We start from the raw sequence: 14625 nt of genomic DNA, 5'->3' as shown, positions 1-14625 counted from the left end.
GCCGGAGTCCTCCGCGTTCATACGTTGCGTGGCCCGTAAAGCTCTTCCCAACAAAGCGTTCCGCCGTAGCAGCCGCCCCTGGCCGGAGCCTCCCGGCGCAGTCCGCCTACGGTGCGCCGCGCTCGTGGACGACGCGGCCGCCGACGATCGTGTACAACGCCTCGGCTTCGAGCAGCCGCGCCGGATCGTTCCCGCCGGCCTCGATCAGGTCCACGTCGAACACGGCGATGTCCGCCAGCTTCCCCGGCGTCAGCGTGCCCTTGATGTCCTCCTCGAACGAAGCCCAGGCCGGATTCCGCGTGTAGGCCTCGATCGCCTCTTCGATCGTCAGGCGTTGCTCCGGGAACCACCCCTCGGCCGGCTCGCCCGTGAGCGTCTGGCGGCTGACCGCCGCGTAGAGCCCGTACCTCGGATGCAGGAAGTAGCGGGCGGCGTTCGTACCGGGACTGTCGCTCCCGAACACGAGCACGGCCCCCGCGTCCTTCAGCGACCGGAACGCGTACGCGCCGCGCGACCGCTCCGGGCCGATCCTCTCCTCCATCCAGCGCATGTCGTCCGAGATGTGGTACGGGTTCACCTCCGCCACGAGGTTGAGTTCGCCGAAGCGGTGGAAGTCCGCCTCCTCCACGACCTGCGCGTGGATCATCCGCCACCTGTGATCCGCTTCGATGATGTCGTGCTCGCTCAACACGGTCTCAAACAGGTCGAGCAGGATCTTCACGCCCTTGTCGCCGATCGCGTGGATGTGGGGCGGGAGTCCCGTGGGCACCGCCTCCTCCATGAGCCGCTGGAGGTTCCCCTTCGGAAACTCGGCGTAGTTCTGGTCGCGGGTCAGGGAGAGGGCGAGACCGTCGATGCCCTCGGGAAGCATGATCTGGCGCACGATCCCGAAGTTGCCGGGCGCGTGGTCGTACTCCTCGTAGAACATCGCGCTGGAGCCGCCCATGATTCCGTCGATCCAGGCCTTGTAGCCGATGAAGCGGAGCCAGTCGTCGCCGAAGCCGCGCGTGATCCCGAGCCCGCCGGTGTGGGTCACGTTGTCGAGCGAGGGGCGGATGTTGATGCGGGCGGTCAGTTCGCCGCGGGCGTGCAGTTCCTGGTAGGCGCGGAGTTGCTCGGAGGACGTGATGTCCTGGATCGTGGTGACGCCGCCCTCGCGGGCCTCCCGGAGCACGGCGCGGACCTCGGTGAGGCGCTGCTCGAACGATTTGGGCGTGATGGCGGCCCGGACGAGGTCGACGGCGGAGCCCGTGAGGATGCCCGTGACCCGGCCGTCCCCGCCCTTCGCGATCGTGCCGCCCGGCGGCGACGGCGTGGCGTCCGCGATGCCCGCCATCTCGAGCGCGAGGCTGTTCGCGAGGTACATGGAACGGTCGAAGCGGTTCACGAGGACGGGGTGATCCGGGGTCACGCCGTCGATGAGGTCGCGGTGCGGCGTGAACGGCCCGCCGGCACTCGCATCGCCGGCCGCCGCGTCGCCACCCTCCGCAGCGCCGCCCTCTCCCTCGCGGCCGGCCGATCCGGCCTCCCACTGCTCGTAGGCGCCCCAGTCGCCGCGCGTGATCCAGCTCCCGGGCGCCAGACGTTCGGCCGCGCGCGCGACCTCCTCGCGGAAGCCCTCCGGCTCGTGGACCTCGAGCAGGTTCACGCCCACGATCAGCGCCCCGGTGCTCTCGACGTGCACGTGGCCGTCGTTGAAACCCGGCGAGACGAAGGCGCCACCCAGATCGATGACGCGCGTGTCCGGGCCCGCCAGCGCCTGCGCCTGCGCGTTGGATCCGACGACGGCGATGCGCTCGCCGCGGATCGCGACCGCCTCGGCGGCGGGCCGCGCCTCGTCGAGCGTGTACACGTCCCCGTTGATGAGGACGAGATCCGCGGGATCTTCCGGTCCCCCGGCCGCGCATGCGCCGGCCACCGCCGCCGCGGCCAGGACCAGGGTAACGGTTGACTTCGTCATCATTCGTCCTTGCAGAGTTCCGAGAGAGTCACCGCGACGGGATGCGCTCCCAGTGAAGCGTGTTCACGCCGCCTGCCTCCATCTGCGGATCCGGAGCGGTGCTCAGGATCAGCCGGTCGCGTCCTTCGAGGCGGAAGGCGCGCGGCCGGTCCGAATCGAGCCACTCGAGGTGGAGCGCGCCCTCCACGTGATGCGTGACGACGCCCGCCTCGGGGTCCACGGTATAGTCCCCGTAATAGGAGAAAAAGCTGCCGAGGATGAAAGCCCGCATCTCCTCGGCCGTCGACGTCGCCGTGTCGGGGAACACGCGGTCGGGACGCATGAGCTGGGCCGACATGCGGCCGTTCGCCAGGTATGCGATCTGACCGCCCGGCGTTTCGCCGTACGGCAGCGTGACCTCTCCATCCGGCATCCGCCGTTCCCACGAAACGAGACGCCACACGCCGACGATCGGAGGGTCGGACGCGGGGGCGTTCGTTCCCGGTTCGGGCGCGCAGCCGACGATCAGGGCAAGCGCGAGAGGAGCGGCCGGGTTGACGCCGAAGCGTCTTGGGGGGCGATGGCGACCGCGAGGGGGCGCGGAGACGCGGCGACGCACGAACGCGTACTTGATCAAGGGACCTCTCCACGGCGGGTTGCCGGTGGTTGCTGTCGATTGGCTGCGGCCGACGGTTGCGGCCGACGGGGACCGACATCCTCGGCGGGCGTGCGCCCCGGAGCAAGTTTTTCTGGATCCCGACCCCGTTCGGCCCCCGGTCAGCGGCCGGACATTCGCTCCCAGACGAGAATTCCCACCGCACCTCCTCCGCGCGCGGGGTCCGGTTCGGTACTCAGGATCAGCCGGTCCCGTCCGTCGAAGGTGAACGAGCGTGGCCGGTCCGAGCCGACCCAACCCGGCAGCAGCGCGCCCTCCACGTGGTGCGTGACGACACCCGCCTCCATGTCGACGCTGTAGTCTCCGTAGTAGGAGAAGAAACCGCCCAGAATGGCGTCGCGCATCTCCTGGCCGGTGGCCTCCGCGGCGTCGGGGAACGCCCGCCCCGCCTGCATCAACTGCGCGGACATGCGGCCGGCGGCCGTGTAGGTGATCTGGCCGGCGGGATTCCCGTCGTAGGGAAGTGTCACTTCGCCTGCCGCGGAGCGGCTCTCCCACGACGCGAGCGACCACGCCCCGACGAAGGGGTTGTCCGCTTCGGCGGCGGGGCCCGGGGCACACCCGGCGGCGAATACCAGGGTCAGCGCGCAGCACACGCCGCGCACCTGGGGATGGATCGCAGACATTCGCACCTCCGCTTCGCTGGCCGCGCATGGTCTTCAGGGGTCCCGGAACGATAGGTCCGATCCCGGCGTCTTTCCACAGCGGCCTTTTGCAGCAACGTTTTGCGGCCGCGTTCCCGCGGGAACGTTCTGTGCCTTCGGCCGCGCACGGATCGCCCACCCTCTCGGCAGGGAGCGATGTCCTGTGTACCTTCCGGGTCCGGCCCGAAAGGCACCGGCGTGAAAAGCAGTGGTCCCTGAACGGGAGTCCCGGCTTGTCCGATCGCGAATCGAAGGCCGACGACGGATTGAATCCGGAGGACTTCGCCCTCCCGTCGCTCAGGCCGCGCGATCTTCTCGCTCATTTCGGCCCCGGGCTGATCCTCATGATGACGGGGATCGGAACGAGCCACGTCGTCACGGCGCCCACCGCCGGAGGCCGGTTCGCCCACGCCCTCCTCTGGTGCCTGCCCGTCGCCTACATCTTCAAGTATTACGGCTTCGAGATGGCCTTCCGGTTCACCAATGCGACCGGGAAGAGTCTCCTCGAGGCCTATGCCACGGCGCGCTGGAAGTGGCCGCTCTGGTACGTGATGATCACGACGCTCATCCAGTGCGCGATCGGCCAGGCGGGACGTCTGATCGCGGCCGCCGCGGTCCTCTACTACCTGTTCAGCGAATACCTGGGCCTTGCCGTTCCGCTCGAAGTGTACGCGGCGCTGCTCGGCGTGCTCTCCGTGGGCATCATCCTCCGGGGCAGCTACAAGGCCATCGAGAACACGACGAAGGCCCTCGCGGGCGTCCTCGTCCTCTCATCGGTCGCGGTCTATATCGTCCAGCCGGCGCCGCTCGCCGAGATGGGGCACTTCTTCCTCTTCGAGATCCCCGACGGGTCGTGGCTCGTGATCGCGGGCTTCCTCGGCCTGCTGCCGACCGGCATCGATGTCTCGCTGCAGGCGTCGGAGTGGGGGAAGGCGAAGCGCGCGGGCATGAGCAAGGTCCGGCCCCATCTCGAGGCGACCGGCGTCGCGCCTCGCTTCGACCCCTTCACCTCGCCCGCATCCGACCTCGCGGTCGATACCGCGCGGCTCTCCCCGCACGCGCGGGAGTACTGCCGCCGCTGGTTCCGGATCGGGCTGTGGGACTTCCGGACGGGCCACGTCGTCTCCTTCGCGCTGGCGGCGATCTTCGTCCTCCTCGCCGCGGTGTGGCTCCATCCGAGTCCGATCGAGGGGCGCGCCGTCATGGGGGAGATCGCGGGCATCTTCACGCTCAGCGTGGGACCGTGGATGATGATGATCTTCATCCTCGGGGCCCTCGCGGCCACGTATTCCACCGCCTTCAACTACTTTGACGGATGGCCCCGCATCGTCGGCGCATGCTGCCGGAACCTCTTCCGCACGACGGCGCGCCTGCGCGGGATATCGCCGGAGGATCGGGCCGATCCCGAACGGCGGCGGACGTGGAACTCCGAGTACAACATCTACCGGATGACGATGTTCTACTCGCTCATCGCCTCGGTCCTTTACATCACCTTCGACCCGCGCCCCGTGTTCCTCGTGCTCGTCGCTTCGGCGCTCGCCTTCTTCGTCGCGCCCGTGATCTACTTCTTCAACCTCTACTTCTGCCTGAAGGTGATCCCGAAGGAGGACGAACTCTTCTACCCGTCGTGGTTCGCCCGCTGCTTCGGGGGATTGAGCCTGCTCATCTTCATGGGCCTGTGCGGCATTCTGATCTTCGCACGCGTGTTCCGGATCCCCCTCTTCGGCGCCTAGCTCAACTCTCGTCTTCGGGCCGCCCGCTCCGCAGTGCCTCGTCCGTCGCCCGCGCCATGCCTGACGCGACCAGTCCGGCGGGCACGGCCACGATCCCCATCCCGCAAATCAGAATGATGAACGTGAAGATCTTGCCCCCCACCGTGACGGGGTATGCATCCCCGTACCCCACCGTCGTCAGCGTCACGACCGCCCACCACAGGCTGTGGAACACCGATTCGAACTTCTCGGGTTGGGCCTCGTGCTCGAAATGATGGATACCGAGGGCCGCGACGTACAGCAGAATCAGCGTGGCGAACAGAAACACCGTGGCCTCGTGGCGCGCGTACTGCACGGCCTTCACCAGCCTGGTCACCGCCGTGCTGTATCGTGCGATCTCGAAGAGCCGGAACACGCGGAGCAATCGCAGGCCGCGAACCGCCCGCAGGTCGATTCCGACCCCTGCGAGCGAGAGGTAGAACGGAAGAAGGGCTACAAGGTCGACGATGCCGTAGAAGCTGCGGACGAAGGACCACTTGTTCTCCGCGGCGACGATCCGCAGCCCGTACTCGATCGTGAAGAGAATGACGACGACGATTTCACAGACGGCGAGCGTCGCCTTCCAGGCGGGTGGCAACTGGTGGAGGGTGGACAACGACATCGACACGAGCGAGGCGATGATGAGGAAGAACACGCACTTGTCGAACCATCGGCGGGACCCTTTGGCCGATCCCCCCACGCTTCCCTCCACGATACCGCGTATGTTCATCGGCGACTCCGGAGCGGTGCTCGTTCTGCGTTCGGCACACCGGGCCTGTTATCCGCGCAGGCGCTGAACGAACCACCAGTAGTGACCCTCGAGATCCCGGGTCTCGTAGCTTCGGTCGGACCAGTAGTCCTCGCCGTAGTCCTGGGTGGCCGGTTCGGTCGTGATCGCGGCGCCGGCCGCGCGCGCCCGCTCGCAGTGCGCGTCCGCGTCGTCCACGTAGACCATGAGCGACTGCGTGTTCGCGCCGTCAGCGGCCTGCGGGGATCGGGGGTACGTCCGGCCCGGCGTGAGCCCCGCCTGGCCAACCATGATGAGGCCACCGTTCAGGGCGAGCTGGGAATGCACGACCTGCCCCTGCTCGTTCTCGATCCTCTCCCGCACGTCGAACCCGAAAGCATCGGCCAGCCAGTCGATCGCGGCGCCGGCGTCGTCGTAGAACACGGCGGGAGTGATTCTCGGCCAGCCGTCCGGAGGGTTCTTCATATGGTTCTCCAGTGGGATCGTCGGATCCCGGGTCGAATTCAGGCGGAGGGGTAGGCGCCGGCGACGCGGGCGCGCTGGCGGACGAGGGCGAGGACCACGTCGATCGTCGGAGTGGGGACATCGACCATACGCCCCATCTCCTGCACGGCCGTGACGAGGGCGTCGATCTCCATGGGCCGGCCCTTGTCGAGATCCTGCAGCATCGATGTCCGGTGCTCGCCCACGGCCGCAATCCCGTTGATGCGCCGTTCGATGTCGATCGAGAAACGGGCGCCCAGCGCCTCGGCAACCGCCTGCCCCTCGAGCATCATCGTCTTCGCGACCGCACGCGTATCGGGGTCTCCGGCGATGGTGCCCAAGGTTCCAAGCGTGAGGGCGCTGATCGGATTGAAGGCGACGTTCCCCCACAGCTTCACCCACATCTCGTTTCGGATGCCCCGGATCGGAGCCCGGAATCCCGCGCCGATCATCGCTCGCGCCAGCCGCCGCACGCGCTCCGTCTTCTCGCCGCCGGGCTCGCCGAGCGTGAACCGGTTGTACTTCAGGTGCCGGATCACGCCGGGCTCCGACACCTCGGTGGCCGCATACACGACGCAGCCGATGACGCGCTCCGGGCCGATCTCGTCCCACTGCACGCCGCCGGGGTCGAGGCTCTCGAGGCGCCGGTCGCGCCACGGGCCTTCGAGTTGGTAGAAGTACCACCACGGGAGGCCATTCGTCGCCGTGACCACGGCCGTGCCGGGCCCGAGCAGCGGCTGCATCGGTTCCACGATCCAGGGGACGGAATGTGCCTTGAGCGTGACGATCACGTAGTCCTGAGGCCCCACCTCCGCGGGGTCGTCCGTGCAGCGGGGATGGGCGACGCGCTCCTCGCCGTCGATCAGCAGCCGCACGCCGTGTCGCTGCATCGCCTCCAGGTGGGGGCCGCGCGCGATGAGCGTGACGTCCCGCCCCGCCAGCGACAGTTGCGCGCCGAGGTATCCCCCGATCGCGCCCGCCCCGTAGATGCAGATCCGCATCAGCCGCCGCCGGTCAGGTCAGGCCGAGCTTCTCGGCCATGCCGATGCGCTGGAGCTTGCCGGTCGGACCCTTGGGGATGTCGTCCATGAGAAGGATCTTCCGGGGGACCTTGAAGTCGGCGAGCCGCTCCGCCGCGAACGCCTGCAGTTCGCGCGGCGTCGCCTCCATCCCCTCGCGGAGCACCGCGGCCGCCGCGATTTCCTCGCCCAGCTTCGGGTGCGGCACCGCGAACGCCACGACCTGGCGCACGGCCGGGTGGTCGAGGATCGCCTCGTCGATCTCGCGCGGTGAGATCTTCTCGCCCCCGCGGTTGATGATCTCCTTCAGGCGTCCGGTGATCGTGACGTAGCCCTCGTCGTCCAGCACGCCCTGGTCCCCCGTCCGGAACCACCCGTTGGTGAAGGCCTCGGCATTCGCGGCGGGGTTGTTCTCGTAGCCGTCGCTGACGTTCGCGCCGCGGATGACGATCTCCCCCACCTCGCCCGCCGGCAGGAGCGCTCCGGCCTCGTCCATGATCGAAACCTCGGGGCCCGCGGCGATCCCGACCGTGCCCGGCTTGCGCGCCGCGGGCGGAAGCGGGTTGCACGTCATCTGGTGCGCCGCTTCGGTCATCGCGTACGCCTCCACCACGGGAGCGCCGAACGTGTCCTCGAGTTCCGCCATCACCTGCGGCGGGAGGGAGGCGGAAGCCGAGCGGATGAAGCGCAGCGGGTTCCGCTCGACCGCGTCGCGGTTCCTCGGGGCGCGCGCCAGAATCGCCTGATGCATCGTGGGAACGGCCGTGTAGAACGTGGGCCGCGCTTCGTCGAGCCACGAGAAGAAGCGGAGCACGTTGAAGCCGGGGGTGCAGAAGATCGAGCCTCCGACGCCGAGCGGCGCGAGCACGGCCGCTATGAGTCCGTGGATGTGAAACAGCGGCATCACGTTCAGGCAGCGATCCTCAGCCGTGAGCCGCAGCGTGCGCTGGATGTTGCCCGCGGAGGCGCAGACGTTCCGGTGGGAGAGCGGCACGATCTTGGGGCGCGATGTCGTTCCGGAGGTGTGAAGGATGAGTGCGACGTCATCCGCCGTCCCAAGCCCCGAATTCGCGGCGGCGGATCCGTCCTCCCCGGGTCCCTGCCGCACGAGTTCGAACGTCCCGGCGGGAGCTTCGGCGTCGGCGTGCAACTCGAGAATCGGGATCCCGATGTCGGCGGCCGCGGTGCGCGCCGGGGAGTCGCTGCCCGCTTCGAGGATGAGCGCCTTCGCGCTCAGGTCGGAGAGGTAGAACTCGTACTCGGGCTGCCGGTAGGCCGGGTTCAGGGGGGCGGCCGTCGCCGCGCACGCCACGGAGACGAAGGCGGAAGCCATCTCGGGACCGTTGGGGAGCACGATCGCCACGCGATCGCCCCGCCCGATGCCGAAGCCGTTGAGGGCGCCGACGGTCGTCTCGACGTGTCGGCAGAGGCCCGCGAAGTCGAGAGGTTGGCGGTCGGGGGCGGCGATGGCGGGACTCTCCCCCGAACCGCCCGCGAGCAGTTCCCAGACAGTAGCGGTATCCGGCATGGTCAGGTCAGGCCGGCCCGAGTTCGCCGGTCTTGTTGATGGGTTCTCGTCACGAGTCGTCGACGGCTCGCGGTCAGCAGGAGACGCAGCGGTGGTTGTTCCTCGCGCCGAGGCTCTCCAGGAGGGCGATCGTCTCCGGGAACGGCTGCACCCGCTGCACAGGTCCGTTCGCCAGGTCCACCGTGGTCTGGCCGTTACGGGCCACGAGCGTCACGTCGGCGCCCCGCTCGACGAGATAGAGGATCATCTCGTTGTCGCCGCGCGAGGCGGCGTGGTGGGCGGGCGTGTACCCGTTGTGGTCGCGCGCGTTCACGTCGGCGCCGAGTTCCTCGACAAGGAACTTCATGGCGGGTAGCCAGCCATCCGGCACATGGCGGTGCGAGTTGCCGGCGAAGCCCTGCCCGTAGCCGACGCCGGCCGCCGCATGGATCGGATGGACGGCCGGTCCCCCGACGGGGATCGGGTCGAGACCGGAATGATCGATGTCGTCTCCGCCCCGGCCGTAACGCCGCTCCGGCACCTTCGCCGTCGGAATCGCGGGATCGGCCCCGTACTCCAGGAGCAGCTTCATGGCGTCGATGTCGAGCGCGTGCGCGGCGCGCCAGAAGGGCGTGGCGCCGGTGCGGTCGACCCCGAGCAGATCGCGATTGTAGGTCGTGAACCAGAGCGACTTCTTGAGCCGCGGGTTGGGGTCGACGCCCGCTTCGAGCAACGTTCGCAGGACGTCGAGGTACGACCATTCCTGCTGGTGCACGTCCGTGGGCTGCGGATGCCGCGCCTTCGGGGCCCAGTGCATGTTGAGCGCCGCGTACAGCGGGGTGGCGCCGGCATCGCTCGCGAGGGTGGGGTCGGCGCCCCGCGCGAAGAGTTCCATCGCGAGGTCGAAGTGCCCGTTGATCATCGCGATGAGCAGCGGGGTCGTGTCGTCCGCGGCGCTCCGCTGGTCGATGTCCGCACCCTCGTCGAGCAGGGCCAGCGCCACGTCGCGGTGGCCTTCGCGGGCGGCGAGCAGCAGCGCGGTCAGCCCGCCGTGCGTACCCACGAGGTCGGCATAGTTGCCCAGGCAGCCGGAGCAGGCCGGCTCCTCCGGGTCCGCCAGCCGCACGGGCTGGGGGCCGGAGCCGGGCGCGGCGGTCGGCCCGGGGGCCGGTTCACGCTCGTTCGCGGGCGGCGGCGCGCGGCCCGCCCGGAGCGCGGCCACGCGGGCATTGCGCTCGCGGCGGTCGAGCTGGTCCCACGCGTCGCGCGCCACGATGTCGAGCACGTAGGCGGTGAGCGAAACGTCGGCCCCCGCGTCGACGAGGGCACTCGCCGAGCCGGCCCGGCCCGCCGCCGCGGCGAACATGAGCGGCGTCTGACCCCATTCGGGCTCCCGGGCGTTCGGATCGGCGCCGTGGCGCAGCAGCGCCGCGACCGCCTCCGGCGACCCGGCGGCGGCGGCGAAGTGCAGCGCGGTCGCGCCGGTCGACGTCGCGGCGAGGGCGTCGGCTCCCGCCTCCAGCAGCGCTTCGACGAGCGGCGCGTGCGCCGCCCGGCTCGCAACGTGGAGCGGCGCGTGCCCGCCCAGCCGCGTGCCCGCTCCAAGGTCCGCGCCCGCCTCGATCAGCACTTGGGCCACGTCGAGCCGCCCCTTCATCGCGGCCCAGTGGAGTGCCGTCATTCCGTCGCCCCGGGCGCCGTTCACGTCCTCGCCCGCGGCGAGCAGCGACCGCACGGCGTCCAGGTCGCCGCGCATGGCCGCGTCGGCGACCGGCGCATCCGGCCCGGCCGGCCCGTCCGGCGACCCGACCGGCGCCGCCGCCCCGAGCGCGAGCAGCGCCGCGGCCGCGAAGGCGACCGATCGCGCGCGCCGCATCAGTCCGCCGTCTCCGCGAACGAGAACGCTCCGGTGCTGTTCCCGAAGCTCGTCATGTCCTCCATCCCCAGCCGGTGCATGAGGCTCAACATCACGTTCGCCATCGGCGTCCCCGGCGCGGCCCGCAGGTGCAGGTTGCCTTCGATCCTCCCCTGCGCGCCCCCCATCACGAAGAGCGGGCACCGTTTGTGGTTGTGCACGTTCGGATCCCCCATCGGCGATCCGTAGACGATCATCGTCTTGTCGAGCAGGTGCGTGTCCCCCTCCATCGACTCCTTCAACCGGTCGAGGAAGTACGGGACGAGCCCGACATGATAGCGGTTGATCTGCGCGAAGTCCGTGATGTTGTTCTCGTTGTCGCCGTGGTGCGACGCCGGGTGGAAGCCCTTGTCGATTCCGCTCTCCGGATAGACCCGGCCCGACGCGTCCCGCCCCATCTTGAACGAGAACACGCGCGTCATGTCCGCCTGGAAGGCGAGCGCCTGCAGGTCGAACATCAGCTTCACATGCTCGTCGAACGAATCCGGTACCCCCGCCGGCGCCTCCGGCAGGTCCCGGCGCTCGCCCGACTCGTTGCGCGCCACGACCCGCTGGATGCGACGCTCGATCTCCCGGACGTTCTCCAAATAGCGGTCCATGCGCTGCCGGTCGGAGGGATCGAGCCGCCCCTTGAGGCTCGCGACCTCACCGGTGAGGAAGTCGAGGATGCTTGCGCTCGAGCGCTGTCGCGCCGCGCGCGCTTCCGGCGTCCCGCCGGCCCCGAACAGCTGGTCGAACGCGACCCGGGGATCCCGGATCATCGGGAGCGGCTGCGTCGGCGAGGACCAGCTGATCGTATCCGTGTAGACGCACGCGTACCCGTACGCGCAGCCTCCCGCCTGGTCGACGTTCTCGATGCAGAGCTGCATGGACGGGATCGGTGTGTCCTGCCCGAATCGGTGCGCGTAGAGTTGGTCCAGCGACGTCCCGACCAACACGTCCGAACTCTCGGTCTGCTTCGGATGCGACTGCGTGAGGAAGGTGGCGCTCGACCGGAAGTGGTCCCCCCCGATCTCCTTCGGCTTCGTCGCCTCCGCCGTCTCGACGTCCGTGTCGCTGATGATCGTGAGATAGTCCCGGTACGGCTCGAGCGAACTCAACGCGGTCGGCGACAGGTCGAATCCCCGGCCCGTGGCCGCCGGCGACCAGTAGTTCTGTGCCGCCCCGAACCCGCTGCTTCCCGCCGCGCCGTGCACCATCTCGACGCAGACCAGCCGCGTCGGATCCGCGACCTCCCGCGCCCACAGCCGGCCCGCCGGCACCATCGCATCGAGCAGCGGCAGAGCGACGGTCGCCCCCGCGCCCCGGAGGAAGGTCCGGCGAGAGAGGTGTTTCCCTGTGATGAACTCCATCAGTCCTCCTGGGATCCCGCTTGCATGTCGTCGACCACGGCCTCGGTCCCCTTCAATCGGAACGCCGGGCTGTTGACCACGCCGAGGATGAACGCGGACATTCGGTGGTCCCGTGCGGCCGCCTGCCGGGCGATGGACCGTACGGTCGGCATGTCGTAGTACTCGACCCGCCGGCCCAGCGCGTAGGCGAGCAGGTTCTCGGTGAACGCGCGCACGAGCGGCACCGGCCGGGCGAGGAGCGCCGCGCGCAGATCCGCCGCGCTCGTCACCGGCGTGCCGTCGTAGAGTTCGCCCTGCGCGTCGATCGGCATCCCGCTGTCCTTGATGCGCCGCCCCCCGGTGCCGTCGAAGTACTCCAGCGCGAGACCGATGGGATCGATCACGCGGTGGCACGAACGGCAGGCCGGGCTCGCCCGGTGCATCTCCAGTCGCTCCCGCACCGTGAGCAGGCGTCCTTCCTCGGCCTCCGGCGTCGCCTCCAGGTCGGAGACGTCCGGCGGGGGCGGAGGCGGAGGCGTCCCCAGCAGCACCTCCATCACCCACTTCCCGCGGAGGACGGGGGACGTCCGGCTCGCGTGCGAGGTGAGGGTGAGGATGCTGCCGTGCCCCAGCACGCCACGGCGCTCGGGTTCGAGGATCTCGACCCTCCGGAAATCCGTTCCCGTCACGCCCGGGATGCCGTAGTGCCGCGCGAGGCGCTCGTTCACGAACGTGTAGTCGGCCGTCAGCAGTTCGAGCAGGCTCCGGTCCTCCTGCACCAGCGTGTGGAAGAGGAGTTCCGTCTCGCGGTGCATCGCCTCCTTGAGCTGCTGGTCGAAATCCGGATAGAGGCGGACATCGGGGTTCATGCCCTCGAGGTCCTGCAGCCGGAACCACTGTCCCGCGAAGCGCGTGGCCAGCGCCTCGGCGCGCGGGTCGGCCAGCATGCGGCGCACCTGCGCGTCGAGCACCGCCGCGTCGGAGAGCCGGCCCTCCGCGGCGACTTCCAGCAGTTCGTCGTCGGGACCCGTGGCCCAGAGGAAGAAGGAGAGTCGCGAGGCGAGATCGTAGTCGTCCAGCGCGTACACTCCGTCCGCTTCCCGCGCCGGTCGCTCCTCGAACCGAAAGACGAAGTGCGGACTGGCGAGAATCCCTTCCACCGCGAGCCGGATCCCCTCCTCGAAACCGCCCGCTTCGGCCCCGGCGCGGTAGAGATTCATGAGCGCGGCGAGGTTCTCGTCCGTCAGCGGCCGGCGGTAGGCCCTCGTCCCCAGCCGCGAGAGGATCGCCTCCGCGCACGGCGTCTCCTCCTCCGGCGCCGAGGGGCGGCACGAGAACACGCGCTCGCGACTCGGCGTGGAGGAAATCCCCGCCGGAGCGAAGGGGCCCGTCACCGCGAGGTCCCGCAGGTGCGGCAGCGTCGTGAACCCGTACGCGTCCGTGATGCTCGTGCTCGCGATCGACCAGTCGTGCGGCGACATCAGGTCCTGCGACGGCCCCTCGAAGGTGCGGATGAAGGCCGCCGCCACCCGGTGCGGACCCGCCTCGATGAAGACGGGCTCCGTCCGAAGGTTCACGCCGTCCGGGTCCGAGACATGCATCCAGCGGTCGATGTCGAGGAGCGCGACCCGCTCGCCATCGATCGAGACCTCGATCCGTTCGGGTTCGTCGGTCGTGTGCAGGGCGCCCTTGCCGTTCCCGAACAGGGCGCCGGTCGTCTCGTGATGGAAGGAGACGCGGAAGACGTACTCCCCGTCGGCCGGGAAGTTGTGGTCCACCGCCACGCCGCCCCGGCTCCCGTACGGCGTGCCTTCGACGTGCTCCGCCTGGGAGGTCCAGCGCGACACCCGGAACGTCGCCTCGCTCGGCGTGACCTCGGGGTCGCCGACCGCGAGCCGGCTGATCTCGCTCGCCGCGCGCAGGTATCCGTCCATGAGCGTCGGGGAGAGCAACTGGACGTCGGCGATGTTGTCGAAGTTCGCGCTCTTCGTGTCCAACGGCAGGTAGTCGCCGGCATCGATGTCCAGGTCGAGGAGATCGTAAATCGAGCGCGAGTACTCGGCCCGGTTCAGCCGCTGGAAGGTCCGCCGTCCCGGGTTCGGGTCGGCGTCCCACGCGGCGTCGAGCCGGGACTCGAGGACGGCCGCGAGCGTCCGCAGGCTGTCGGGCGTCGGGCGGCGCACTCCGACCGGCGGCATCATGCCGGCCCGCAGTTTTCGCACCATCCGCTCCGCGACCACGGCGTTGTCGGCGGCCGAAGCCACCTCGAAGGTCTCGAGCGACATGCCCCCGCTGACCCGGCGCGGGTTGTGGCAGCGCATGCACGTCCCGGCGACGACCCCCTGCGCGACCTCGACGGAGAGGGTGTCGACCGCGGGCGTTGGTGTTGGGCCGGTCAGTCGCGTGACCGCTTGCGGCCAGGTAGCCGGAGGATGCTCGGGCCCCCTCGCGCCGTCAGCCTCCTGACCGACGACGGGGCTCGGGAGAACACCCGCTGCGACCAGCAGGAGAAGCGATGTTCGCATGTCCGAGGCCTCTTCCAGCAACGCGCCGCGCCCCGCGGGGCGCAAGGATACACCAACTGTAAAATGTACCATCGACGCAGAGCGCCC

General features: G+C 69.5%; 11 protein-coding genes. 1 reads left to right on the top strand and 10 read right to left on the bottom strand.

Features of this window, described 5'->3' with window-relative positions; all coding sequences use genetic code 11:
- Positions 1 to 106: 106 nt before the first annotated feature.
- The 3 genes from ACOGXI_RS12790 to ACOGXI_RS12780 all read right to left on the bottom strand — a co-directional run bounded on the left by ACOGXI_RS12790 (position 107) and on the right by ACOGXI_RS12780 (position 3241).
- Positions 107 to 1960 (bottom strand): amidohydrolase, encoded by a 1854-nt coding sequence (locus ACOGXI_RS12790; RefSeq protein WP_419939231.1) that lies wholly within the window; start codon positions 1958 to 1960, stop codon positions 107 to 109.
- A gap of 28 nt (positions 1961 to 1988) precedes the next feature.
- Complete coding sequence (locus tag ACOGXI_RS12785; protein ID WP_419939230.1) at positions 1989 to 2576, bottom strand: lipocalin-like domain-containing protein; 588 nt, start codon at positions 2574 to 2576, stop codon at positions 1989 to 1991.
- Positions 2577 to 2716: 140 nt separating this feature from the next.
- Entirely contained in the window at positions 2717 to 3241 is a 525-nt protein-coding gene (locus tag ACOGXI_RS12780) for a lipocalin-like domain-containing protein (protein ID WP_419939229.1), read from the bottom strand.
- Between the two features lie 251 nt (positions 3242 to 3492).
- On the opposite strand from ACOGXI_RS12780, the gene ACOGXI_RS12775 reads away from it, so the two are divergent.
- Positions 3493 to 4992, top strand: a complete 1500-nt coding sequence (locus tag ACOGXI_RS12775; RefSeq protein ID WP_419939228.1) for an Nramp family divalent metal transporter — start codon at positions 3493 to 3495, stop codon at positions 4990 to 4992.
- A 1-nt stretch (position 4993) separates the two neighbouring features.
- Here ACOGXI_RS12775 and ACOGXI_RS12770 read toward each other — a convergent pair whose 3' ends face one another.
- From ACOGXI_RS12770 to ACOGXI_RS12740, 7 genes are all read right to left on the bottom strand, one after another.
- A complete protein-coding gene (locus ACOGXI_RS12770) occupies positions 4994 to 5740 on the bottom strand; it encodes an ion transporter (RefSeq protein ID WP_419939227.1) in 747 nt (248 codons plus the stop codon).
- A gap of 48 nt (positions 5741 to 5788) precedes the next feature.
- Entirely contained in the window at positions 5789 to 6223 is a 435-nt protein-coding gene (locus ACOGXI_RS12765; RefSeq protein WP_419939226.1) for a VOC family protein, read from the bottom strand.
- A 38-nt stretch (positions 6224 to 6261) separates the two neighbouring features.
- Positions 6262 to 7242 carry a 2-dehydropantoate 2-reductase gene (locus ACOGXI_RS12760; RefSeq protein ID WP_419939225.1) on the bottom strand — a complete coding sequence of 327 codons (981 nt, stop codon included), beginning with the start codon at positions 7240 to 7242 and terminating at the stop codon, positions 6262 to 6264.
- 13 nt (positions 7243 to 7255) lie between these two features.
- Positions 7256 to 8788, bottom strand: a complete 1533-nt coding sequence (locus ACOGXI_RS12755) for an acyl--CoA ligase (protein ID WP_419939224.1) — start codon at positions 8786 to 8788, stop codon at positions 7256 to 7258.
- A 73-nt stretch (positions 8789 to 8861) separates the two neighbouring features.
- Positions 8862 to 10643, bottom strand: a complete 1782-nt coding sequence (locus ACOGXI_RS12750) for an ankyrin repeat domain-containing protein (RefSeq protein WP_419939223.1) — start codon at positions 10641 to 10643, stop codon at positions 8862 to 8864.
- Positions 10643 to 12034: a DUF1552 domain-containing protein gene (locus ACOGXI_RS12745; protein WP_419939222.1), complete on the bottom strand. Its 1392-nt coding sequence runs from the start codon at positions 12032 to 12034 to the stop codon at positions 10643 to 10645. Before ACOGXI_RS12745 ends, ACOGXI_RS12750 begins: the two co-directional genes overlap by 1 nt.
- Complete coding sequence (locus ACOGXI_RS12740) at positions 12034 to 14538, bottom strand: DUF1592 domain-containing protein (protein ID WP_419939221.1); 2505 nt, start codon at positions 14536 to 14538, stop codon at positions 12034 to 12036. Before ACOGXI_RS12740 ends, ACOGXI_RS12745 begins: the two co-directional genes overlap by 1 nt.
- Between the last annotated feature and the right edge of the window lie 87 nt (positions 14539 to 14625).

Source organism: Candidatus Palauibacter sp. (assembly GCF_965208055.1).
GTDB lineage: Bacteria > Gemmatimonadota > Gemmatimonadetes > Palauibacterales > Palauibacteraceae > Palauibacter.
This window is presented reverse-complemented; position numbering and strand designations above follow the sequence as displayed.